General features: G+C 59.5%; 20 protein-coding genes. 9 read left to right on the forward strand and 11 right to left on the reverse strand.

Annotated features, from left to right (window positions below; genetic code table 11):
* Positions 1–79: 79 nt before the first annotated feature.
* On the forward strand, positions 80–901 hold the full coding sequence (locus tag FIV03_RS16740; protein ID WP_152511957.1) for an alpha/beta hydrolase: 822 nt from the start codon (positions 80–82) through the stop codon (positions 899–901).
* A 188-nt stretch (positions 902–1089) separates the two neighbouring features.
* Here FIV03_RS16740 and FIV03_RS16745 read toward each other — a convergent pair whose 3' ends face one another.
* From FIV03_RS16745 to FIV03_RS16765, 5 genes are all read right to left on the reverse strand, one after another.
* Positions 1090–1776 (reverse strand): hypothetical protein, encoded by a 687-nt coding sequence (locus FIV03_RS16745; RefSeq protein ID WP_152510354.1) that lies wholly within the window; start codon positions 1774–1776, stop codon positions 1090–1092.
* Between the two features lie 75 nt (positions 1777–1851).
* Positions 1852–4077 (reverse strand): NADP-dependent isocitrate dehydrogenase, encoded by a 2226-nt coding sequence (locus tag FIV03_RS16750; RefSeq protein ID WP_353622172.1) that lies wholly within the window; start codon positions 4075–4077, stop codon positions 1852–1854.
* Between the two features lie 313 nt (positions 4078–4390).
* Positions 4391–6247, reverse strand: a complete 1857-nt coding sequence (locus FIV03_RS16755) for a bifunctional diguanylate cyclase/phosphodiesterase (RefSeq protein ID WP_173013873.1) — start codon at positions 6245–6247, stop codon at positions 4391–4393.
* Positions 6248–6258: 11 nt separating this feature from the next.
* Positions 6259–6537 (reverse strand): hypothetical protein, encoded by a 279-nt coding sequence (locus FIV03_RS16760; RefSeq protein ID WP_152510357.1) that lies wholly within the window; start codon positions 6535–6537, stop codon positions 6259–6261.
* Positions 6538–6860: 323 nt separating this feature from the next.
* Positions 6861–7301, reverse strand: a complete 441-nt coding sequence (locus tag FIV03_RS16765; RefSeq protein ID WP_152510358.1) for a DUF2267 domain-containing protein — start codon at positions 7299–7301, stop codon at positions 6861–6863.
* A gap of 176 nt (positions 7302–7477) precedes the next feature.
* Between FIV03_RS16765 and FIV03_RS16770 the strand changes: the two genes are divergently transcribed.
* The gene (locus FIV03_RS16770) at positions 7478–8290 is read left to right on the forward strand and encodes an RNA methyltransferase (protein WP_023000834.1); all 813 of its coding nucleotides are present in this window, start codon (positions 7478–7480) and stop codon (positions 8288–8290) included.
* A gap of 9 nt (positions 8291–8299) precedes the next feature.
* A complete protein-coding gene (murI, locus tag FIV03_RS16775) occupies positions 8300–9094 on the forward strand; it encodes a glutamate racemase (RefSeq protein WP_152506181.1) in 795 nt (264 codons plus the stop codon).
* Positions 9095–9291: 197 nt separating this feature from the next.
* On the opposite strand, the gene FIV03_RS16780 is transcribed toward murI, so the two are convergent.
* Positions 9292–11088, reverse strand: a complete 1797-nt coding sequence (locus FIV03_RS16780) for an EAL domain-containing protein (protein ID WP_152510359.1) — start codon at positions 11086–11088, stop codon at positions 9292–9294.
* Positions 11089–11579: 491 nt separating this feature from the next.
* Between FIV03_RS16780 and rpsD the strand changes: the two genes are divergently transcribed.
* Positions 11580–12197: a 30S ribosomal protein S4 gene (gene rpsD / locus FIV03_RS16785; RefSeq protein WP_023000837.1), complete on the forward strand. Its 618-nt coding sequence runs from the start codon at positions 11580–11582 to the stop codon at positions 12195–12197.
* A gap of 87 nt (positions 12198–12284) precedes the next feature.
* Here the strand turns inward: rpsD and FIV03_RS16790 are convergent, their stop codons facing one another.
* The 5 genes from FIV03_RS16790 to FIV03_RS16810 form a co-directional block, all read right to left on the reverse strand.
* Positions 12285–12773: a LysM peptidoglycan-binding domain-containing protein gene (locus FIV03_RS16790; protein WP_152510360.1), complete on the reverse strand. Its 489-nt coding sequence runs from the start codon at positions 12771–12773 to the stop codon at positions 12285–12287.
* 186 nt (positions 12774–12959) lie between these two features.
* A complete protein-coding gene (locus FIV03_RS16795; protein WP_152510361.1) occupies positions 12960–13934 on the reverse strand; it encodes a TAXI family TRAP transporter solute-binding subunit in 975 nt (324 codons plus the stop codon).
* A 28-nt stretch (positions 13935–13962) separates the two neighbouring features.
* Positions 13963–16074, reverse strand: a complete 2112-nt coding sequence (locus FIV03_RS16800; protein WP_173013874.1) for a TRAP transporter fused permease subunit — start codon at positions 16072–16074, stop codon at positions 13963–13965.
* Between the two features lies 1 nt (position 16075).
* The gene (locus tag FIV03_RS16805; RefSeq protein WP_152510363.1) at positions 16076–17731 is read right to left on the reverse strand and encodes a sulfatase-like hydrolase/transferase; all 1656 of its coding nucleotides are present in this window, start codon (positions 17729–17731) and stop codon (positions 16076–16078) included.
* A 116-nt stretch (positions 17732–17847) separates the two neighbouring features.
* Positions 17848–18750: a LysR family transcriptional regulator gene (locus FIV03_RS16810; protein WP_055655099.1), complete on the reverse strand. Its 903-nt coding sequence runs from the start codon at positions 18748–18750 to the stop codon at positions 17848–17850.
* A gap of 297 nt (positions 18751–19047) precedes the next feature.
* On the opposite strand from FIV03_RS16810, the gene FIV03_RS16815 reads away from it, so the two are divergent.
* The 5 genes from FIV03_RS16815 to FIV03_RS16835 all read left to right on the forward strand — a co-directional run bounded on the left by FIV03_RS16815 (position 19048) and on the right by FIV03_RS16835 (position 24142).
* A complete protein-coding gene (locus FIV03_RS16815) occupies positions 19048–20031 on the forward strand; it encodes a TRAP transporter substrate-binding protein (protein WP_023000843.1) in 984 nt (327 codons plus the stop codon).
* A 65-nt stretch (positions 20032–20096) separates the two neighbouring features.
* On the forward strand, positions 20097–20660 hold the full coding sequence (locus FIV03_RS16820; protein ID WP_152510364.1) for a TRAP transporter small permease subunit: 564 nt from the start codon (positions 20097–20099) through the stop codon (positions 20658–20660).
* On the forward strand, positions 20657–21937 hold the full coding sequence (locus FIV03_RS16825) for a TRAP transporter large permease (RefSeq protein ID WP_077292523.1): 1281 nt from the start codon (positions 20657–20659) through the stop codon (positions 21935–21937). Before FIV03_RS16820 ends, FIV03_RS16825 begins: the two co-directional genes overlap by 4 nt.
* Positions 21934–22956 carry a 4-hydroxythreonine-4-phosphate dehydrogenase PdxA gene (locus FIV03_RS16830; protein WP_152510365.1) on the forward strand — a complete coding sequence of 341 codons (1023 nt, stop codon included), beginning with the start codon at positions 21934–21936 and terminating at the stop codon, positions 22954–22956. The genes FIV03_RS16825 and FIV03_RS16830 overlap by 4 nt, the downstream gene beginning before the upstream one ends.
* A gap of 13 nt (positions 22957–22969) precedes the next feature.
* Positions 22970–24142, forward strand: a complete 1173-nt coding sequence (locus tag FIV03_RS16835) for an L-rhamnonate dehydratase (RefSeq protein WP_023000847.1) — start codon at positions 22970–22972, stop codon at positions 24140–24142.
* Positions 24143–24188: the final 46 nt, after the last annotated feature.

Raw genomic sequence — 24188 nt, forward strand, 5'->3', positions numbered from 1 at the left:
CGGTGTCCTTGGGCTCGGTCTGGTGATGGCGCCGAAGTTCGGTGCCGCAAAACAACTGCTTGAACAGGAGAATCTGAAAATGACGACTTTCACGACATCCGATGGCGCAGAGCTTTTCTACAAGGACTGGGGGCAGGGTCAGCCGATCGTCTTCTCCCATGGCTGGCCGCTGTCGGCTGATGCCTGGGACGCGCAAATGCTGTTTTTCGGCCAGAACGGTTTTCGGGTGATTGCCCATGACCGCCGCGGCCACGGCCGCTCCAGCCAGCCCTGGGACGGCAACAACATGGACCGCTATGCGGACGATCTTGCCGAACTGATCGAGCATCTGGATTTGAAGAACGTGATCCTGATCGGTCATTCCACCGGTGGTGGCGAGGTTGCCCATTATGTTGGCCGGCATGGCAATGACCGGGTCGCCAAGGTCGTTCTCGTCGGTGCTGTGCCGCCGCTGATGCTGAAAACGGCAGACAATCCGGACGGCACGCCGATGGAGGTGTTCGACGGTATTCGCCAGGGGACCGCCTACAACCGGTCGCAGTTCTTCAGGGATCTGACGGTGCCGTTCTACGGTTTCAACCGCGATGGGGTCGACACCAACGAGGGTCTGCAGGAAAGCTTCTGGCTGCAGGGCATGGCCGGCGGCATCAAGGGTCAGTACGACTGTATCCGCGAGTTCTCGGAAGTCGACTACACCGGTGACCTGAGGGCCATCAAGGTGCCAACGCTGATCGTGCATGGCGACGACGACCAGATCGTGCCCATCAAGGCTTCTGCCCACCGGGCGGCGGAAATCGTCGATGATGCCACCTTGAAGATCTATGAAGGCGGCGGCCACGGACTTGCTCAATTGCAGGCCGAGGAGTTCAACAACGACGTTCTGGCATTCATCCGCGGATAAGCGGTGTCGGCAAAAACGGGCGGCTCGGTGAGCCGCCCTTTTTCGTTGCCAGCCTCAAATCGTCTCCCCCGCACGAAGCGCAGCAAAGACCCGGGCCCGGATCTGCTGCACGGGAAGGTCAACTAAGGTAACCTTGCGTCATGAGCCCCCGAGAATGTCCTGCACCCAGGCATTAGCGCTTTTCGGGGCTAGTGTCTGACTGTTGCCCCACGCTCGTTGAGAAGGAGATCGAACAGAAACGGCACATTCATGGAGCCGAAACGGCTTGCGCGTGCGACGCCTTCGTCGGAGATCTCCACAATGCCGAACATCTTGTAGAGGCGGAAAAGATAGTTCGAAGACTGGTCCAGATCGAAATCGTAGCGGGGATCGGAAAAGAACATCCGGAAGGTGTGCAGCGCCTCGAGCGGGAAACCCGTGTGATGCTCCCGCAGATTGTCGAATTTCGTGCAGAAGTCTTCCAGCGTTTCCCTGTTGCCATCCAGCTCTTCCATCTGGATGCGCTGGGCGATTACAAAGTCGGCGATATGTTCCTTGCCGTAGTCGGTCAGGCCGCGTTCGATCAGGTGCCCCTGCAGCTCATCGGGCAGGGGCTTTTCCGTGGTTCTCATGTAGCCGAGGTGTTCCAGACGGGCATAAAGTTCGTTCGTGACGCTGCCGGGCCCTGTCAGAAAGACTGGTTCGTGCTCATCGTCCATGAGCTGTATGGCACCGCGCAGGGTCGAAAAATCGCCATCGCTGAGTGCATGCACCAGAAAACTCGTGTCCGGCCACCATTTGGCTGATTGCGGGTCGTTTGTCGCCGAGAAGAGAATGAACTCTTCCCCGGCTCCATTCCGGACAACCGGCTGATGGTTCTGGTTTTGAAGGACCATTTGAAATGAGCTCCCTGGCGCAAAAAAGAGGGCGGCCGGAGCCGCCCTACTTCTACCCAAGGGTGTATTTGCAAATCAACCGATAATGGCGTTGAGCGTTGCGCTCGGACGCATGACGGCGTTCACCTTTTCCTGCGGAGCATGGTAGTAGCCACCGGTGTCGGCGGGTGAACCCTGAACGCCGTTGAGCTCGGCAACAATGGCATCTTCCTTGGAAGAGAGCGCTTCGGCGATCGGTGCGAAATGCGCCTTCAGCTCGGCGTCCTTGTCCTGTGCTGCCAGTGCTTGTGCCCAGTAAAGCGCGACGTAGAAGTGGCTGCCGCGGTTGTCCAGGCCACCGACCTTGCGGGACGGGGACTTGTCGTTGTCGAGCAGCTTCTCGACGGCCTTGTCAAGCGCGTCCGCCAAAACCTGTGCCTTGTCGTTGCCCTTGACGTTCGCCAGGTGTTCCAGCGATGCACCGAGGGCACAGAACTCGCCCAGGCTGTCCCAGCGCAGGTAGTTTTCTTCCATCAGCTGCTGAACGTGCTTGGGAGCGGAGCCGCCTGCACCGGTTTCGAAAAGACCGCCACCGTTCATCAGCGGAACGATGGACAGCATCTTGGCCGAGGTGCCGACTTCCAGGATCGGGTAGAGGTCGGTCAGGTAGTCACGCAGCACGTTGCCGGTGATGGAGATCGTGTCTTCGCCGCGGGCGATACGCTCGGTGGAATACTTCGCCGCATCGGCCGGAGCCATGATCTGCAGGTCGAGACCGGAAGTGTCGTGTTCCGGCAGATAGGCTTCCACCTTCTTGATCAGTTCCGCGTCATGAGCGCGGGTCTTGTCCAGCCAGAAGACGCCCGGCATGCCGGACAGACGAGCGCGGGTGACGCCGAGCTTGACCCAGTCGCGGATCGGCGCGTCCTTGGTGCGGCATGCGCGCCAGATGTCGCCTTCTTCAACGGCATGTTCGATCAGGGTGTTGCCGGCAGCGTCGACGATGCGGATGGTGCCGTCAGCCGGCGCCTTGAAGGTCTGCGGATGCGAGCCGTATTCTTCGGCCTTCTGGGCCATCAGGCCGACGTTCGGCACGGTGCCCATCTTGGCCGGATCGAGCGCGCCGTTTTCACGGCAGAAGTCGATCACGGCGGAGTAGACGCCGGCATAGGAGCTGTCCGGGATCACGCACTTGGCGTCGCCTTCCTTGCCGTCCGGGCCCCAGCCCTTGCCGCCTGCGCGGATCAGCGCCGGCATGGAGGCGTCGATGATGACGTCGGAAGAGACATGCAGGTTGGTGATGCCCTTGTCGGAGTTCACCATGTACATGGCCGGGCCGTTGTCGAGAGCGGCCTTGATGTCGGAATTGATCTCGGCGGCCTTGTCTGCCGGCAGCGTGGCGACCTTGGCTTCCAGATCACCGATGCCGAGGTCCGGATTGACGCCGAGTTCGGCAAAGGTTGCGGCGTGCTTGTCGAAGACGTCCTTCAGGAACGCCCGCACACAGTAACCGAAGATGATCGGGTCGGAGACCTTCATCATGGTTGCCTTCATGTGCAGCGAGAACAGGATACCCATGTCCTTGGCATCCTGGATTTCCTTTTCCAGGAAAGCGAACAACGCCTTGGCGCTCATGTAGGTGCCGTCGACGACGTCGCCTTCGTCCAGGGCAAAGTCGCCCTTGAGAACCGTTGCGGTTCCGTTCTTGCCGACGAATTCGATCTTCGCCTTGCCTGCGGAGCCGGCAGAAACGGTCACCGACTTTTCGTTGGAGAAGAAGTCGTTTTCACCCATGGTGGCGACGTGGGTCTTGGAAGACGGCAGCCATTCACCCATGCGGTGAGGGTTCTTCTTGGCGTATTCCTTGACGGCTTTCGGCGCGCGGCGGTCGGAGTTGCCTTCGCGCAGCACCGGGTTCACGGCAGAACCCTTGATCGCGTCATACTTGGCCTTGACGGTCTTTTCCTCGTCCGTCTTCGGCTCGGACGGATACTCAGGCAGCTTGTAACCCTGGGCCTGAAGTTCCTTGATGGCGGCGTTGAGCTGCGGCTGCGATGCCGAGATGTTCGGCAGCTTGATGACATTGGCGTCCGGCTGCTTGACCATTTCTCCGAGGACCGCAAGATCGTCGGACTGCTTCTGTGCGTCCGTCAGATACTCGGGGAAGTTCGCCAGGATACGGCCTGCGAGGGAGATATCCTTGGTACCGACGGTCAAACCGGCTGCCTTGGTGAAGGAGCGGATGATCGGCAGGAACGAGGCGCTGGCCAGTTCCGGTGCTTCGTCGACCTTGGTGTAGATAATGTCGGCCATGACAGTCACATTTCCTAGCGTTCGAACATTGGTCAAAGGAGTGGTGCGGGACCGCTCCCGATGAATTTCGACATGCGTATACAATTGTACGCAATCAATTGAAAGCCCTCCGGAAGGCGAAGGCTGTGAAGTCCGCAGGTGTTCTAGCAAAGCCGCCGGAAAAGGCAATCAGGAGTGGAGGGAGTGGCATCGGCCCGAGCCTGATTTGAACCGGGCAGACTGGCGTTCCGACGGAGGTTGGCCGGCAGTTACGGGCGATCTGCCGGAAACGTTCCGACCGGGGCCGGAATATCCATCAGGCTGAAGGAAGGGACGGTCTGCGTCAGGCTGACTTGCGAACGAGGAAGCCTTGCAGGTCGGCAATGTTCATTGGTTTGCTGAAGGCATATCCTTGAACGTAATTTACACCGAGCATGCGCAGCTTGTTGATCGAGTCTTCCGTTTCGACCCCTTCGGCAAGGGCTTCGATGCCGAGCCCGTGTGCCATGTCGACGATTGTCTTGATCAGCTTGAACTGCTCCGGATTGCTGGACAGCGGAGAAATCAGGGCCCGGTCGATCTTCAGAAGATCGGGTTTAAGCTTTGTCAGCGCGATAATCGATGCATGGCCGGTACCGAAATCGTCGATTTCTATTCGAATGCCGAGCTTGCGCAGGGCGTTGACGGTTTCGACTTCATCGTCCGACAGCGTATCGAAGAAGACCGACTCGACCAGCTCGAATGCGATTTCGGCACGGACCTTTGGCAGGTTCTGGATGTATTCGGCAAGTCCGGGTTCCGCCAGCCTCTGGTAGCTGACGTTGAAGCTCACCTTCGGAAAAACGACCCCCGTGCGTTCCTGGGCCAGGATAAGATCGAGCGCTTTCGACATGATGTGGCTGTCGAAGGCAGCCGCCTTGCCCGCTTCCTGAACCGCGTCCAGGAAAGCTGCGGGACCGAGAATGCCCTGCTTGGGATGGTTCCAGCGGGCGAGCACTTCAATCCCGACAATAGCACCTGTCCGTGTGTCATGCTGGGTCTGGAAATAAGGCTCGAACTCGTCGTTTTCCAACCCGTAGAGGACCGCTTCGGCGGTTTTCATCAGATGCTGCGCATCTTTCTTCAGGCCTGGATTGAACATCACAGCCCTGTTCTTTCCGGCCTTCTTGGCTTCGTAAAGCGCGATGTCCGCGTCGACCATCATGCTGTCGAGCTTGCCACCGCTTATGCTGGAATGGGTTACACCAACCGAGGCGCCCACGCGAAGCTTGGTTTTCGAGACGACATGGGGACGTTGCATCCAGCTTTTCAGTCCCTCAAGGAAATCGGTTTGCTGGTCTGCGCCGATCGCAGGAGACGCCACCACGAATTCATCGCCGCCAATACGAGCGATGATCGAGTTGACGGGAGCAATCGCATTCAGTCTTTCCCCCACCAGCACAAGCAGCTTGTCGCCGGCTGCATGGCCGACTGTGTCATTGATGTTCTTGAAACCGTCCAGGTCGATCTGGAACAGGGTCATGTCGGGCAGGGTGCCGTCGTCCTGGCGCAGCTTTCCGATGGCGTGGCGAAGTCCGCGGCGGTTCAGCAGGCCGGTCAGGTCGTCGTGGATAGAGCGATGGTGCGCTTCAAGCCTTGCGCTTTCCATGTGGTCGAGAAATCTCTTGAGTGAAGCGGCAATATAGATGCCGCCCAGGCAATTGATTGTTCCCAGGATGTAGTGGTTCATCAGATGCCACCAGGAATAACTGGAGGAAGGCCAGACAAGTTCCGGGTGGAGGAGCGTCAGCACCGAATGATGGACAAGGGCGGCAACAGTGGTCATCAGCACCGATCGCCAGCAGACGTAGGCAATGATGATCGACGTATTGATGAAATAAAGCATATGCACTTCAAGCATATACTCGCCATTGTGGATGTCGGAGGCGACGTAGAGCCCGAACATCCATGTGGAATTGATCGCGACGGTCACGATCAGCCGCGTGCGCAAGGCCGACGCGTCGGCCATGACAGTTGCCGTCGTGACGGCACCGATCAAGGCCAGAGGAAGGGCAACAAAAAGCACTGAGCCGCCGGTAAGATAAGATGCGATAACGGCTATTGCTGCAGCCAGCCAGAAGTACCAGACGAGAATCCAGCTCACAGCCTGGCGAAGTCGCTGCACGTTCAGTGCCGAAACATCGACCCAGAAATTATTCATAAACGAAGGTTTCATTCGACCGGTCGTGCCTCCGATAGTCTGGGGCCGTGCTGGTCGATACCGCACAACCGTGCAAATTCGGCATTGAGCAGAAAAAGTGCGTTGGAAGATTTCAGACTTTGCGACTGTTGCGCGGATTGCGGAATGGCAACCACCATCCAGTCGAAAGGTCCGGGTGCTGCGATGGGGGCTCCGGTAAGCGCTACCGAAGTGAAGCTTTGTCGTTCAGAAAACCAGGGCGGAAATACAGCCACTGCCTGCAGTCCCACCGCACCGGCGTTCTTTGTCACAAGCAGTCCCGCACTGAACAACACGGCAACGCAAAGCATTGAAACTGCTGGACAATAAGTCCGGAAGATGATTGCTGATTTCCGCACGAAATACACCCTAATTGAAGCGTGAAAAGCAGTATCCCATGCACTTATTGAGGGTGTGTAAAGTTGAGATTGTATCTTTCCTGCAATTTATCTCAAATATTAACAATAAGATGGTTGTGTCCCTGGGTAATATTTGCAGTGTTGTTTAATCTTAGGGGTAATCGCGTGATTTCAGGATGTCTGGACTTCCAGGCCTTCGGAAGGCGTTGGGCAATCCATTCGCGCATGCTTCAATCTCAGGCTTCGACGCTCTCCGGTTGCCAGAACGCGGAAGCGCCTTCGGGAAAGCCTGCCAGCACCCGGTCGAGCTCCCGCTCGTCGATTGAAGACCGGCGCAGGGCCGCCGCGATATCCTCAATTGCGCTGTTCGGTGCCAGGTTGTGATGCCGGCGGACCGACTTGACTTCGCGGATCAGTGTTTCCCGGTCAGGGAAGGCAGGTGGCAACAGGCCGGACGGATGCCAGTCCTCGACGAAAATCGCCCGGGTCACGGCCGGAAGAATATTGGCGAAAGCAAGGGCCTGTTCCGTCGTCAGATGATCGCGGAAGGTATGCAGGACGGCGCGTAGCGTGTGATAGGCCTGATGATGGGTCTGCAGCATGCAGGTATCACGAACATCCTGGATGAAGGCATCAAACTCCACCGATGCGCGGAAATAGGTTTGCGGCATGGGCATTCCTGTTCACTCCCGTTGTGCCTTTTGGTTTTACATCCTTTCCGCCGGAAAGCGGCAGGTTTTCGCACGCCCTTTTGCGAGAGGGGCCGATTGGCGTCCGAATGCACAATCCTGTGGCGCGTGGCCTTTCCTTTAAGTCTTTTCATCGGGCGTTCCTTCCGTTACATCCCCGCTTCATGAGCAAGAATGCACACATCAGAGACGAAGCCCGCGCCGTGACGGCCAAGCCGCCGGCGGTGATCCTTTGCGAGCCGCAGCTTGGCGAGAACATCGGCACGGCGGCAAGGGCGATGGCGAATTTCGGTCTGGTGGATCTGCGGATCGTCAATCCGCGCGACGGCTGGCCGAGTGAGAAGGCAAGAGCCGCGGCAAGCCGGGCGGATCACGTCATCGACAAGGTGCAGGTTTTCGACAGTGTCGAAGCGGCTATTGCCGATCTGCAATTCGTCTTCGCCACCACGGCCCGCTCGCGCGAAGTGCCCAAGCCTGTGCGGGGGCCTGATGAAGCTGCCAAAAAATCCGTCGAACTTGGAGAACAGGGCGCCGCGACCGGTTATCTGTTCGGCCGAGAGCGCTGGGGCCTCAACAACGAGGAAGTTGCTCTCGCCGACGAGATCGTCACGCTGCCTGTCGATCCGGATTTTGCCTCGCTGAACATTGCGCAGGCAGTGCTGGTGTGTGCCTATGAATGGCGCAAGACCGCGACGTCCGGCGCATTGCCCTTTATCCTGTCGGAAGAAGTGCATCCTCCGGCGAAGAAGGACGAAGTGCTGCGTTTCTTCGAGCACCTGGAAGGGGCACTCGACAAGGCTACCTTCTTCCGTCCGCCGGAGCGGCGGCCGCATATGGTGCGCACGCTGCGCAACATCTTCCAGAAGGCGGAGTTGACCGACCAGGAAGTGCGCGCGCTGCGTGGTGTCGTGGCCTCGCTGGAAAAACGGGAAACGCGACCGCGCAAGGACAGATCAGGTTCAGGCAGCGAAGAATAGAGGCAGATCTTGCAGGGTTCGGGGCCGGTACTCTTTTTCGATTCAGGTCTTGGCGGGCTCACGGTGCTGCGCGAAGCGCGATATCTGCTGCCTTATGAGCCGCTCCTTTATGTCGCCGACGATGCGGCCTTTCCCATCGGCCGCTGGCCGGAAGCGGAATTGAAAGAACGGATCGTATCCCTTTTCGACGATCTGATTGCCGAACACGGCCCCAAGGCGGTGGTGATCGCCTGCAATACAGCCTTCACCCTCGCAGGGGACGCCTTGCGCGAGAGACATCCTGACGTGCCTTTTGTCGGTACTGTTCCGGCAATCAAGCCGGCGGCGGAGCGCACCTCATCCGGGCTGATCTCGGTTCTGGCAACGCCGGGCACGGTGCGCAGAACCTACACACGTAGCCTGATCGAGAGTTTTGCCAGCCAGTGCCATGTCCGGCTTGTCGGATCGGACAAGCTGGCGGAACTGGCCGAAAAACACCTGCGTGGTGACACTGTCTCCGACGCAGATCTTCTGCCGGAAATCTCTGACTGTTTCCTGGAACAGGACGGCAAGCGAACCGACATCGTCGTGCTGGCATGCACCCATTATCCGTTTCTTGCCAACCGTTTCCGCAGGATTGCTCCCTGGCCGGTCGACTGGCTGGATCCCGCGGAAGCCATTGCCCGCCAGTTGGTCCGTGTTCTGGGGGAGGGGGCCGCAAGTGAGCCTTCGCGCCATCTGCCAGATCGGGCGATCTTCACCTCCGGTACGAAGGATGCGGGGGTGTCACGGCTGTTGGCCGGGTTCGGTCTGGTGCTGGACTGATTGGCAGCATAGTCACAAAGGCCTTTTTCCCCTGGCCATCGGTCGCCCGGATCTTTTCGACGAACCGAGCCACACAGCAACGTTAGGCATCATCCCGAACGCGCGCGCCTTTGAGAAGTGCGCTCAGTGCCGTGTCCCACCGGTCAGGTGAGAAAACGGAACGTGTTCCCTGGGAAGGGTAGACGTTTGGCTTGGCCTCACGCAGCCAGGCATTTGACGGCCAGGCCGTCGTCGGAGCGCTTGGCGGCGCGCTTCAGTTCCATGATCTCGTGGTTGAGCGTATCGGGATGCAGCGTCAGGCCCTTGGGCAGGCTGAGGATCGATATGGAACACTGCAGCAGCGGGAACTGCCGCGTCGTGCCGAAGCGGTCCTGGGCTTCGATGAAGCCGCGTTCCCGGTGCTCGGGTTCATAGAAGCTTTCCACATCCAGGCGGAATGCACGTTTCAGCGCCAGCATGCGCGCAGCAACATCGGTCTGGTCGACATTCTGGAAACCGGCGAAGAAATCGTCGCCGCCGATATGGCCGTAAAACGTGCCTGACCCCGAAATATGACGCTGCAGCAGTTCGCTGAACAGAATGATCGCCCGGTCGCCCTGGCGATAGCCATAGGTGTCGTTGAACGGCTTGAAGTTATCGAAGTCGAAATAACACATGTGCCGGTCGTACGTGCCTTTGCGCCCGCTTTCGGCGATGAACCTTGAAATGGCGCCATTGCCGGGCAGGCGGGTCAGCGGGTTCTGGTCCTGCGCTTCCTGAAGACGCTTTTCGTGAATGATCTTCAGGAGAGACGTGGCTGACAGGAAACCGGCATAGCGGAAGTTCTCGGTGATGATGATGCCATCCGAATTGATAGAGGAGGCAAAGGTCACCAGCAGCATGTCGGCATTGGAATCGATGTCGGCGATCGGGCAGGCGCGCACAAAAGAGCGCAGCGGGAAATCGAGGGCCGCCTTGGCATCGTCGTCGTCCGGTGCGCCCGCATAAAGATAGGCCTTCAGGTCGCGTTCGTGGATCAGGCCGCGCGGCTCGTTGTTGGCATCCACAACCGGAACCACACTGGCCTCCTGGTTATGGACCACCATGTCGAGCAGGTCGTTCATGGAAGCGTTCGACTGGATGGTCGGTACCTTGATCAGCTCGTTGCGGATCCGGTCCAGCTCCTCCCGGCGCTTGCGGCCGACACCCGGCGCGCGCACATGGTCATAAAAGAGCTTGGCGGAAGAGGCTTCCTGGAACGGCTTGGCGACGAAGTAGCCCTGGATCAGGTCGCAGCCGGCTTCCCGGCAGGCCTTGAACTCGCTCTCCGTTTCAACACCTTCGGCAATCACCCTTGCGCCCAGCACGTGCGCCAGGTTGGCCACCGTGGTGACAAACAGCTTGCGCCTTGCGTCGCAATCGATGCCGTTCAGGAAGAAACGGTCGATCTTGACGTAGTCGGGCGACATGTCGTGCAGCAGCCGCAGCTCGGAGGAGCCCCGGCCGAAATCGTCAAGCGCGATCAGGAAGCCCAACTGGCGCAGATCGTTGACGGCGTGGTGGGTAACGTCGGTGAAGGTCTGCTGGTGCCGCTCGGAAAATTCCAGGCAGATCTGGTTCACCTGCAAGCCGGCTTCCGCCACAAGGCCTGCCAGCCGCATGCGCGGATCGTTGTCCTGGCCGAGGTCGCGTCCATCCAGCTTGAAATAGAGTTTGGTGCCCTGGGCGATCTTCAAACTGCCGAAGCGGTTCATCGCCTTTTCCAGAAGATGGGCTTCCAACTGGGGCAGATACCCTTCGGCGTGGGCAAAATCGATCAGTTCGTCAGGCGATTGCGCACCGACAAGATCGCAGTTCCGGATCTGGGCCTCATAGCCGTAAACAACACCGGTGCCGATATCGACGACCGGCTGAAGGGCATAATCCAGTTTCGCCAGCGTGTCCTTCGGCGTACGACAGAGCAAGCCGGGCGCTTCCGGAACTGTCTGAAGAACTGGTTGACGATTCGCTGACATTCTAGATCCTATTGCCGAGGTCCGGCCGATAAGCTTCCGTTGTTTGATGGGGTCTCGGAACAGTCCGTTGCACTGATATTATTCGCTATGGTTGCAACGGCGATTGCATAGTGAAAAGCTGCAATTAAAAATCTCTAAATGTATGCATTGTTTTCCCCATTTTGTGGACGCTACGTCATAAATTATGGCAATGAATTCCATCTGAACCGTTAAATATGCCTGCTTGTCCGACAAAATAAGCAGAATTGGCCGGGTTCGGCGGGTCTTTTCCGAAGCGGACCGGGTGCACGGATTGACATTTCAAGGCTCTGCCTGTATCTCCGCGCGGTCCGGCAGACAATGTCTTCCGGATCTACGCACCCGTGGGCATCCGGCCGGCGCCGTCTAGCCGGGTCCCTGTCGATCTGACCTTTCCGTCGCAAGACGGGTTGTGACGATAAAGGAGGGCGCGTTTCCTTTTAAATAACAACGCGAATTCAAAGGAAACCGCGATGTCGAAGCGCCATAGCGTTAAGTACAAAATTGACCGCCGGATGGGCGAAAACATCTGGGGTCGTCCGAAGAGCCCGGCCAACAAGCGTGAATACGGCCCGGGTCAGCACGGCCAGCGCCGCAAGGGCAAGCTGTCCGACTTCGGTGTTCAGCTCCGCGCAAAGCAGAAGCTGAAAGGCTACTACGGCAACATTTCCGAAAAGCAGTTCCGCAAGGTTTATGCTGAAGCGTCCCGTATGAAGGGTGACACTTCCGAAAACCTGATCGGCCTGCTGGAGCGCCGTCTGGACGCCATCGTCTACCGTGCGAAGTTCGTCCCGACCGTTTTCGCAGCACGTCAGTTCATCAACCACGGCCACGTGAAGGTGAACGGCAAGCGCGTCAACATCTCGAGCTACCAGATCCGTCCGGGTGACGTGATCGAAGTTCGTGAGAAGTCCAAGCAGCTCGCCCTGGTTCTGGAAGCAACCCAGTCCGCAGAGCGTGATGTTCCGGATTATATCGACGTCGACCACAACAAGATGACCGCGACCTACTCCCGCGTTCCGGGCTTCTCTGACGTACCGTACCCGGTACAGATGGAACCGAACCTGGTGGTTGAGTTCTATTCGCGCTAATCAGCGCCGAATACGGTTTGACGGAAAGGCCCGCCTCTGGCGGGCCTTTTCTTTTTGCCGGCCCTTGTTTGAGACGGATGCCGGGCGTCAGATGTCGTTTCGCGGTATTCGAAGAACTTGACCCGGGAAAATAACGTTTGGACTGCTTAGGATGTGCTGGTTGGCATCGAAGATCGGTTGATAGTCGCCGTTGCCATACTGGTCTTGCGCGATCTTGGTCAGGGTATCACCCGACTTCACCGTGTAGGGCTGCCAGCCACCGTATCCCGCCAGGATCCTGGGGCCGAACAGGACAGGGATGACGACGGACGGGCCATTTTCGTTGCCGGTGTCGTCGGCCAGGGTCAGGAACAGGCGATTGAGCTGAAACTGGTTGGTGTCCGGGATATCGATATATCCCTGGAACTGCTTGAGGCCGAGTGAGCCGACCTGGGTGAAGGAGGCATATTCGTCGTGACCTTCGGAAACCCGAATGCTCAAGGTTCCTTCGAATGCGGTCGCATTGCCCGCGATCAGTATTCTTGATCCCACCAAATCGAACGGCTGTGGTTGCTGAATATCCAGAGTTACAGTCATATCAATACCTTCCGCGTAAAAAGTCTCAGGTATCTTCCGCTGCCCCCAGCCGACACTGACAAAGGTACAACGTTTTGGCGGAAAAACGATAGATGCAACTTTGCCGGGGGTCTGCGCTCACGGCTGGAGACCCCCGGTCTTGGTGGATTTGCCCGGCCGCTATTCGTCGGTCAGGGCTAACGCCGGTTATTGAACCCCGATTTCCTTGTAGTAACGGGCAGCGCCCGGGTGGAACGTGGCCGTGCCGAGTGTCTGTGCAGCATAGTCTGGCGACAAGGCCTTGGCCCAGGGGGCATCGGTTGTGATGCTGCCAAGGTTTTCCCAGAAGGCCTTGGTGATCCGGTAGACGAGTTCTTCGTCAAGGTCCGCACGCACACCGATCCCCACTGCCGTGTCGTTCGACATGACCGGACCGTCATTCACCTGATTCTCGTAGAGACCTGCCGGAATTTCAGCCCGCTGGCGGAACTTGCCGAGGAACTTGTCGACCTCTTCACCCTGATCGTCTTCCGGTCCGATGAAGCGGACTGTCTCGGTTTCGGTGAACTGGATGAACTGCTGGCACGGGTCGATGCAACCGTTGACATACATTTCCACCTTGCCGTCCAGGAAGGACTGGAAGCCGGTCGCCCAGTTTGCCTTGATGGCGTCGTAGTCCTCACCGGCGACTAGTCCGGTGGTGGCCTCGATCCAGCCCTTGGCTGCGTTGTAAGCACCGCCTCCTTGCGGTCCGAGGAAGACCGTTGCACCTTCGATGTCGTCCAGAACGGTGATGTCGCTGTCACCACGAACGGCGAAGTGATACTGGCCGTAGGGGAACCACATCAGCACCTGCACATTCTTGGCAAGTTCCGGGGCTTCCGGCTCGTTCTTGTACATGGCCGCACCGTTGCTCATCAGGATGTGGATGGTCGGCGAGATCATGTACATGTCGAGATTGCCGCGAGCGGTTTCCATCTGGTGAAGCGTTGCCGCGCCGCCGCCTGCGACTTCGATGGAAACATCATCGAGCTTGTTCGTCACGATGTTGGCGAAGGTCGCCATGGTGATTGCCTGACCGAGGCTTGGCTCGATGGTCTGCATCTTGAGCGTGGTGTCTTGAGCCGACGCAGAGCCGGCCAGTATCAGGCCCGCAAGGGCTGTAAAGGCAAATCGTTTCATTCCGTCCTCCCGTGGAAAATTGCTCTTTTCATTGTGATGGATTGGGCGCGGCGGCAGGGCTCCGGTGCCGCATTGCGTGAAAGGCGAGGTCCGCCAGGATCAGAACCGCGGCTGCACCGGCAATGGCCACATTCGGCACCAGAACCAGCAGGCCGAGGCAAATGCGCAAAATACGCTCCCAGTACGGCAGGCGCCCCCGGTCGAACCCGGCCAAAGCGGAAGCGATCGACCACATGGCGAGCGCGAAAGCGGCGATGATCCAGAAGAACGCTCCCCAGGAGACTGTCGCGAGATCGACCATCGCCTTGCTGTCCGGCGCGCCGGTGCCGAACCAGGCGAACAGCACCTGCAGCTTGTAGAGAACCGCCGGGTGATAGACGAAGACAAAGGGAATCAGGAAGCCGGCAATGCCGATCCGGGCGGCTTCGAAACCCGTGCGGATCGGGTCGGCCCCGGCAATCGGGGCGGCGGCAAAGGCGGCGAGCGCAACGGGCGGGGTAACCGTGGACATGACCGCAAAGAAGACCACGAACAGGTGCAGCGTCAGTTCGGGGATACCAACCGCATCAATGCCGGAAGAGAGCGCGATCACGATAATGAAATAGGTCGCGCCAGGCGGCAGACCCATGCCGAGCACGATGGCGCCGAGGGCAACGACGATGAGTACGAGCGGCAACGGCCCACTGGCCAGCTGTGTCAGCAACAGCGCAAGGCGGCCGGCAAAACCGGACACCTGGATCAGGCCGACGATCAGTCCGATAGCCGTAACGATGACGACGATTGTAGCTGCCATGCGACCCGCGTTGACGAACGCCTGCCAGAGGCGTGTGCGGGACCGGAATTCGCTGAACAGGACCAGCGCGGAGACGATGGCGGCAACAAAGCCGTAGAACCCCGCCTTGGGTACGGACGGCTGGCTGAACAGGAAATAGGTAAGGACACCCAGCGGCACGACAAAGACAAGGCACTGCACCCATTCCTTGCCTGTCAGCGGCGGCCGTTGCTCCTTCGGCAGGGCCCCGATGCCAAGACGCCGGGCCTCGAAATAGACGGTCAGGAAGGTAGCGAAATAGAACATGATCGCGGGCAGGATGGCCGACACGACGATGTAGCGGTATTCCAGCCCGATCTGCCCGGCGACGAAGAAGGCGACGACCCCCATCACCGGCGGCATGATCTGACCGCCGGTGGAGGCGGCAGCTTCCACGGCGCCGGCAAAGGCGGGCTTGAAGCCGGATTTCTTGATGACCGGAATGGTCATCACGCCGGTGGAGACGACGTTGGAGATGGCCGCGCCGGAGAGCGTGCCGAATAGGGCGGAGGAGGCGACCGCCGCGTGAGCGGCACCGCCGACGAGCCCTCCGGTGAGCCGGTTGGCGATCTTCATCAGCAGGTCGCCCGCGCCCGAAGCCATCATCACCGCACCGAAAACGATGAAGATCAGCACGCTGCCGGACACGACCTGCAGGGGCTGACCGAACTGGCCTCCGGTCTGGGCCCAGAAGTTCAACACCATGGCGCGCAGGCTCTGCCCGAATGTGGAGTCGGATCCGGCCAGAATGCCGGTCCAGTCCGGCAGGTAGCCGCGAATGAAGAAATAGACCACCCAGAACAGGCAGAAGGCGACGATGAAGCCGCCGAACATGCGCCAGGTCAGATAAAGCGTAATGGCGGAGGCGATCGGGAACATCACGAAGTCGATGGGGCTGGCGCTTGGCAGTGCCCCGCCGTCGGTCGCGAAGATCTTCAGCATCCAGGACACAAAGGCGGCGAGCGCAAGCAGCGTCAGCGCCCAGTTGAGCCAGCGCCAGGCGCGGCCCCGGTGCAGTGTCAGCAGACAGATGGCAAAGGAAAAGACGATTGGCAGGCCGATGATCAGCCCGGTCGGCAGCAGGAAGGATCGTTCGAACGAGCGGTAACCGGCACCCATCCAATGATCACGCAACAGGGCGCGCTGATCGCGGCGCGACAGTTCATCGAAGCCTTGTGTTGTGGTCTCGATGAACCAGCGGACAAAATCCGTGATCGGGCCGGAGGCCGCATATGTAACGATCACGAGCACGAAAAGCACGGCGAGACAGTCGGCAATCCACTTGTCGCTACGGGCAATAGCCGGGGCGTCGCCTGTTGCCGTGCTCACCTCAACGTCCTCCCTTTTCGGGCGAAACATGATCCTGCAGGGCAGGGCCGCGATAGGCCTCGGTCAGTTCCTCCGGCACTTCCGATCCATCCTTCAGGAACGGAAGAATACCGCGCCGGGCGGACTTGCCGCGCATGGCGGCGATATCGGCATCCGACCGCGTCACGCGCTGCGACATACGCCGGCCCCAGCGGGCCAGAAGGTCGTACATGCGGGCGATCTCGGCCTCATGGTCGTCCGTCTTGGCCAGGTCGTGGAATTCGTCGGGATCGTTCTGCAGGTCGAACAGCATCGGCCGGAAACCGCCTTCGGCATGGATCAGCTTGAAGCGGCCGTCGAACACCATGAAGAGACGGGCATCCCAGGTGCTGACGCCAAGGGAGGCGCACATGGGGGTGACGGAATAGTCGTATTCGCTGATGACCGCCTCTCGCCAGTCGGGCGTCTCCCCGCGCAGCCAGGGGCTCAGACTGCGGCCTTCCAGGATGTGACCGACTTCGGCCCCGCCGGCAGCTTCCAGAAATGTCGGGGCAAGGTCGATCGCCTCCACCAGTGCGTCGCAGGTGGTGCCTCTTGTGGCATCGGCTTCGGAGCGCGGATCATAGACGATCATCGGGATCTTGACCGAAGGCTCGTGGAACAGGTCCTTTTCGCCGAGCCAGTGGTCACCGAGATAATCGCCGTGGTCGGAGGTGAGCACGATCATCGTGTCCTCCATCCGGCCGGTCTCTTCCAGGTAGTCCAGGAGCCTGCCGAGCTGGTCGTCGCATTGCTTGATCAGGCCCATGTAGGCGGGAATGACCTTTCGGCGCACATCTTCCTGCTGAAAGGCAGCTGCGATCTTGTTGGCCATGAAAGCCGCGTAGACAGGGTGGGCGTTGTCGCGCTCGACATCGGCGCGGACCGCTGCGGGAACATGGTTCTGCCCGTACATGTCGTGGTAGGGCGCCGGCACGATGTATGGCCAATGGGGCTTGATGTAGCTGACATGCGCGCACCATGGGGCTTTCGCCTGTTCGATGAATTCGATCGTGCGGGTCGTCAGCCAGGGTGTTTCGCTGTCTTCCTCGCGAATATTGGCGGGCTTGTCCGCATTGTCGAACATCCAGCCGGACGCCTTCTCGCCGTTTTCGACGCCGGCGTTGGCGAAATCCGCCCAGGGGTTCTCTCCCGCATAACCACGGGACTTGAGGTATTCGTTGTAAGGCGACCGTTTTTCGTCATAAAAGCCGTCCGGCCCTTCGCCCCAGAGCCCGTCGTCCCGCACCCAGACATCAAATCCGCACTCGGCCTGCCGGGCGCCTATGATGCTGTCCGGGGACAGCCCGAGCCGGGTCATGCCTTCCGCATCCACCTTCATGTGCGTCTTGCCGATAAGCCAGCAGTCCATGCCGGACTTGCGCAGGTGATCGCCGAGCGTGTGTTCGCCGACCCGGAGCGGGAAGCCATTCCACTGTGCCCCATGGGAGGACGCATAGCGCCCGGTGTAGAAGCTCATCCGGCTGGCGCCACATATGGGAGATTGCACATAGGCATTGGTAAAGCGCACGCCCCTGGCGGCAACCCGGTCAAAATTCGGGGTGTGCAGATACGGGTGTCCCGCGCAGCTCAGATAGTCGAAGCGCAGCTGGTCGTACATGACGAACAGGATATTCACTCAGATGTCCTCCCAAGGTGCCGCTTCTGCGGCCTTCTTGGGGGGAAGACTAGCACTCCGGAGGTATATCCCTCAATTAACTCGAACTCATGGATATAACTTCAGGTTATACTCATTCAGGTCTGAGGAGCGCAATTGCGGCCTTCCTCGCGAACGATGTCTGCAAAGGCGAGGGCAGCAGGCGTCAGCAGCCTTTCCTTGGTCCAGGTAAGGGCAATATCCACCGTCAGCATGCTCAGGTCGACAGGCAGCGCCGTCACGGACCACCGTTCCCTGACCTCGTCCACAATGAGCGATGGAAACGAACAGACGATGTCGGACTGTTCCAGAACGGACAGGATACTGAGGATCGAATCGGAGCGGATGACAGGATCGGGCCCTTGCAGACCGTGCAGGCGGAAGAAGTCCTGAAAAAGAGGCCGGCGGCTGCTCGGACCGATAACGGCCCATCGTGCATTCAACAGATCCTGCGGTTTTGACAGGTCCTTCAGGTAGGACTGCTGGCCGGCAAGGAAGGTCACCGATGTCGTCAGCAGTGGTTCGACATGAAGCCCTGCCTTGGGCTGTCCGTCAGGAGCCGGGCCGATGACGAAATCCGCTTCGCCCGACCTCAGCGCGTGAAAGGCCTTCGGGGCGTGGCCTCCGGTGATGTTCAGCTCGATGCCCGGAAACCGGTTCTGAAACCGGCGCAGCACAGGAGGAATGATCTTCAGCGCGGCGAGCGGCGAGACCACGACCGAAATCATGCCGACATATTGCCCGCGTGACTGGGCGACATCTTCCGAGAGCTTTTTCAGGTCGCTTTGGATGCGGCGGCAGCGGTCGATGACAGTCTGGCCTTCCAGTGTCGGCACGATGCCGCTCGGCACCCGGTGAAACAGAACAACGCCGAGATCGCCCTCGATCTTCTTCAACGCCTTGGTGATTGCGGGCTGAGATTTCCCAAGGACCTTCGCGGCCGCGGCCAGGCTTCCAAGGGTCGCGACAGCGTCGATCAGTTCCACATATTGGGCTTTCACGCCATGGGCCTTCCGGTTGATTTCTGGCAGTGCCAGACTGTGCCAAAGTTCGGTTGATCAGGCTACAGAGCGCTGCATTTCGGCTTGGGACAAGGGGCGAAAACCGCCGTTATCGGGCTTGCAGCTGGCGCTGGTACTTGCTCTCATGGTTTTCGCAACAGGTGTGATCAATTCCATTTGGTTATCGGTCGATCCTGTCTTCCCATTATTCTTGGCAACGGACTTTCACTAGGTTCCCTTAGGTGGGAGTTGACGTCCGTCGCCGGTCGTCGGTCCCGTCAAGTGGAGGAGACATCAATGAACAAGATACACAAGGGCCTTTGTGCGGGCCTGCTCGCGTCCGTCTTTGCTTTCGGTGCGCTGCCCGCGCAGGCCGAGACCTACATCGTTGCCGTTGGCGCGGCTTCCAACAGCTTGCAGGGCCGCAGCGCGCAGAAGTTTGCCGAGGAGCTGCAGGCGCGCCTCGGCGATGCCGACAAGGTCGAATTTTATGCCGACGCACAGCTGGGCGACGAGAAGGAGCTGATGCAGAAGCTGCGTCTCGGCACCGTGCAGTTCACCCTGATTTCGTCCATCATGACCAACGTGGCGCCGGAATTCGCTCTGTTCGATATGCCGTTCCTCGTCAAGGACCGCGAGCATCTGAAGGCCATCGACGCCAATCTGGTCAAGACGGAGCTGGCTCCCAAGGCGGAAGCCGCCGGTCTTCATGTGATTTCGACCTGGGAAAACGGGTTCCGCCAGATCACGAACAACTCCCGCCCGATCAACACTCCGGCTGACCTGGACGGGCTGAAAATCCGTACACCGTCTTCCGAGTGGCGCGTCGCGATGTTCAAGGAGTGGGGCTCCAACCCGACGCCGATGGCATTTTCGGAAGTGTTCGTGGCCCTGCAGACCGGCACCATGGACGGGCAGGAAAATCCGCTCACCAACATTGTCGGCGCCAATTTTCAGGAAGTTCAGAAGTATCTCAGCCTGACAGGTCACGTCTATTCGCCGACCTACCTGACGACGGGTGCCGGAACCTGGGGCAAGCTGCCGGAAAACGTCAAGACGGCCGTATCGGAAGTTGCCGCTTCGGTGCAGGACTGGTCGCTCAATGAAGGCGAGACTGCGGACAGGGAGCTGGTCGACAAGGTGCGTGCCGCCGGGGTCGAGGTGAACGAGGCCGACAAGTCCGCTTTCATCGCAGCATCTGCGCCGATCTACGAAGCCTTTGCAGCAAAGGTTGAGGGTGGCGACAAGCTGGTGGGGCTGGCGCAGAGCCTTGCCGACTGATCAAACAAGCAACTGACAAAACAGCCGGCCGGACCAACCGGCCGGCAATTTCTCTGGGAGGAGCCATGATTGCTTTGTTCGAGCGCCTTTTGTTGCGCGCAATCGAGGCTGTCTGCATCGCACTTCTGCTCGCCTTGACGGGAGCGGTCATCTACTCGACGACAATGCGCTACCTGGGGGCTTCGCCGTCCTGGTACGACGAACTGGCCAGCGTGATGCTGGCGTGGTTGACCTACTTCGGCGCGACCTACGCTGTCTTCATGCGGCATCACATGTCCTTTTCCGGCCTGGTTACTGCCATGCCGAGAGGGCTGGCGGTGGCGCTGACGGCCTTTTCTGAGCTGCTCGTCATCGCCTTCTTCGCAATTGTTGCCTGGTACGGCTATGCGGTTCTGGCGGTTGCCAAGTGGGATTCACTCCTCAGCCTTCCGTGGATGACGCTCGACATCGTGCAATCGGTCATCCCCATCACCTCAGGTCTCATGATCATCGGAACGCTGCTGACGCTGCCACGCACGTTGCGCGACGCTGCCGCCGGCGTTGATCGGGAACACGCGGAAATCGAACACGCAATTGCCGAGGCTGAAGAAGAGGCCAAGGCCATGCACGCACGTGAGGGCACGCGATGATCCTTCTTCTGACAACGATCGTCCTCATCGGACTGATCCTGATCAACGTGCCGATTGCCGTGGCAATCGGGATTGTCGCTCTCGGCGGGTTCGTCCTGACTTCGGGTACGGACCGGCTCTACGACATGGCCATCGCGCTCTATTCGGGCTCGACCTCGTTTCCGCTGATCGCCATTCCGCTGTTCATCCTTGCCGGTAACCTGATGAACACGTCAGGCATTTCCGTCAGGCTGATCAACTTTGTCACTGCTCTCATCGGCTTTGTCCGTGGCGGGCTGGGCATGGTCAACATCGGTGTTTCGATGGTCTTTGCCGAAATTTCCGGGTCAGCCGTGGCCGATGTGGCCGCCACCGGTACAGTGCTGATCCCGGAAATGAAGAAACGCGGCTATTCCCGAACGCTTGCGGCGGCAATCACCTCGTCTTCGGCGTCCCTTGCCATCATCATTCCGCCGTCCATTCCCATGATCCTTTATGGTGCAATTGCCGAAACTTCGGTGCTGAAGCTGTTCGTGGCCGGTATCGTTCCGGGCGTTCTCGGCGGCGGACTGCTGATGATCGTCACCTATATTCTGGCGGTTCGCTACAACCTGCCGCGCGCTGAAGGCTTCGACCTTCGCCACGTTGCCAAAACCTTCCGGGAAGCTTTCTGGGCGCTCACCATGCCGGTGATCATCCTGGGCGGCATATTCTCCGGTATTGTCACGGCAACGGAAGGCGCCGGGCTGGCGGTACTGGCGGCCCTGGTGATCGGCCTGTTCATCTACCGGGATCTCGATGTCCGGCGCCTGCGCAAGACCATGCTGGAAGGTATCAGTCAGACGGGTGTGGTCATGCTGCTGGTGGCAACATCCGCCGCGCTCGGGCTGTTCCTGACGCAGGCCCAGGTGCCGCAGCAACTGGCCGCGCAGATCACCGAACTGACCACCAATCCCTTCATCGTGCTGGCCTTGCTCAACCTGCTCTTGCTGGTGCTTGGCATGTTCCTGCACGGGGCGGCGGCAATCATCCTGGTCGTGCCGGTGGTCATGCCGCTGGTGAATGCGGTTGGCATCGACCCGATCCATTTCGGCATCATGGTGACACTCAACCTTGCCATCGGTCAGCAGACACCGCCTGTTGCCTCGGTGCTGATCACATCCTGCTCGATTGCCAAGGCGGGCATCTGGGAAACGTCCCGTGCCAACCTGCCGTTCATCGGCGTGCTCGCCCTGATCCTGCTTCTGGTGACCTACGTTCCCCAGGTTTCCCTTGCTTTGACGGAGTTTATTCAATGACGACGCCCAAACCGCGTTTGGTTCTGACCCTTGGCGATCCGGCGGGTATCGGCTCTGAACTGGTCGCCCGGCTTCTTGCCGAGGAGGAAGCCCGCCAGGCGGCGGATATCCTGATCCTTGGAGACGAGGGAGAGCTGAAAACCGGCATGGAGATCGCCGGTGTCCGTTTCGACTATCAGGTCGTCTCATCGGCTGCGTTGCCCGAGCAAGGGTCCGGGGTTCCGGCATTCCTGCAGGTTGGCAAGGCTCCGGAAGGTGGCTGGAAACGTGCCGAGGTGAGCGCGGAAGGTGGCGCGCATTGCCTGGAAACGCTTGGCATGGGGGTCGACATGGTTCGGGCAGGCAAGGCGGATGCGCTGGTCTTTGCCCCGCTCAACAAGGCATCACTTCATTCGGCCGGCATGAGCCAGTCGGACGAGCTGCACTGGTTTGCCGACCGGCTGGGCCACAATGGCAGTGTCTCGGAACTCAACGTGATGGACGGTCTATGGACCAGCCGGGTAACGAGCCACATCGCCCTGCGCGATGTTGCCGACCTCATCACCGAAGACAAGATCATCGAGGCTGCGCGGCTGATCCATTCGGCCTTGAAGGATGCCGGTTTCGAGAGCCCGCGGATTGGTGTCTGCGGCCTTAATCCGCACAATGGCGACAACGGCAATTTCGGAACGGAAGAAATCGAGATCATCACGCCTGCAGTCGAACGTGCCAAGGCGCTGGGCCTGCCTGTGGAAGGGCCTTATCCCTCCGACACCATTTTCCTGAAAGCGGTCGCAAAGGAACTCGACGCCATCGTGACGCTCTATCACGATCAGGGGCAGATCGCGATCAAGCTGCTGGGCTTCTGGCAGGGGGTGACGGTGCAGGGCGGTCTGCCGATCCCGATCACCACACCGGCACATGGAACCGCCTTCGACATTCGCGGCAAGGGAACGGCCAATGTCGGCCCGATGCGCAACGCCTGGAACATTGCCTGCGCCATGGGAACGCGGCGCCGGACTTCCCGAATTTCCAATTGAGTGGATCAGTCATATGAAAATCAAATCCGTACGCACGCGCGTCTGGACCTGGAAAGGTCCGACGGTCCCGCCGCAGGGCAACTTCTGCACCAACGCTTCCGATGCCCTTTGGATGAAGGGCGATGCCATGTCGTCCTTCCGCTTTCACCAGTGGCTGACATGTGAAGTCGAGACGGAAGACGGCACCATCGGCATCGGCAACGCCGCCTTGGCTCCCTCGGTCGTCAAGAAGGCCATCGACGACTGGTACGCACCACTGGTGATCGGCGAAGATCCGTTCGACTATGCCTACATCTGGGAAAAGATGTACCGGCGCAGCCACGCCTGGGGGCGCAAGGGGATCGGCATGACGGCCATCTCGGCCATCGATATCGCGATCTGGGACCTGATGGGCAAGCTGGTCGGCAAGCCGGTTTTCAAGCTTCTGGGCGGTCGCACCAAGGAAAAGATCCCGGTTTATTATTCCAAGCTCTACGCCGGATCGATCGAGGCGATGCAGAAGGAAGCCGAGGAGGCAATGAAGGGCGGCTACAAGGCCTTCAAGTCCCGCTTTGGCTTTGGCCCCAAGGACGGCATGCCGGGCATGCGGGAAAACCTGAAGCGGGTCGAGGCGGTTCGCGAGGTCATCGGCTACGACAATGACCTCATGCTGGAATGCTACATGGGCTGGAACCTCGACTATGCCAAGCGCATGTTGCCGAAACTCGCTCCCTACGAGCCACGCTGGCTCGAGGAGCCCGTGATTGCCGATGACGTTGCCGGGTATGCCGAACTCAATGCTATGAACATCGTGCCGATTTCCGGCGGCGAACACGAGTTTTCGGTGATCGGCTGTGCCGAGCTCATCAACCGCAAGGCTGTCAGCATCCTGCAGTATGATACCAACCGGGTTGGCGGCATTACGGCGGCGCAGAAGATCAACGCCATTGCCGAAGCTGCCCAGATCCCGGTCATTCCCCATGCGGGCCAGATGCACAACTACCATCTGACCATGGCCAACACGAATTGCCCGATCAGCGAGTATTTTCCGGTGTTCGACGTCGAGGTCGGCAACGAGCTCTTCTATTACATCTTCGAAGGCGACCCGGAAGCCGTGGACGGCTATCTGCAGCTTGACGACGATCTGCCCGGCCTCGGCATCACGATCTCGGACAAGCATCTCCAGCATTTCGACATTGCCGAGTGACCTTCCGGCTTTCCTGCTCCGGCCCGCAAGCCGGGGCAGGAAGCTC

Source organism: Labrenzia sp. THAF187b (assembly GCF_009363375.1).
Taxonomy (GTDB): Bacteria; Pseudomonadota; Alphaproteobacteria; order Rhizobiales; family Stappiaceae; genus Roseibium; species Roseibium algicola.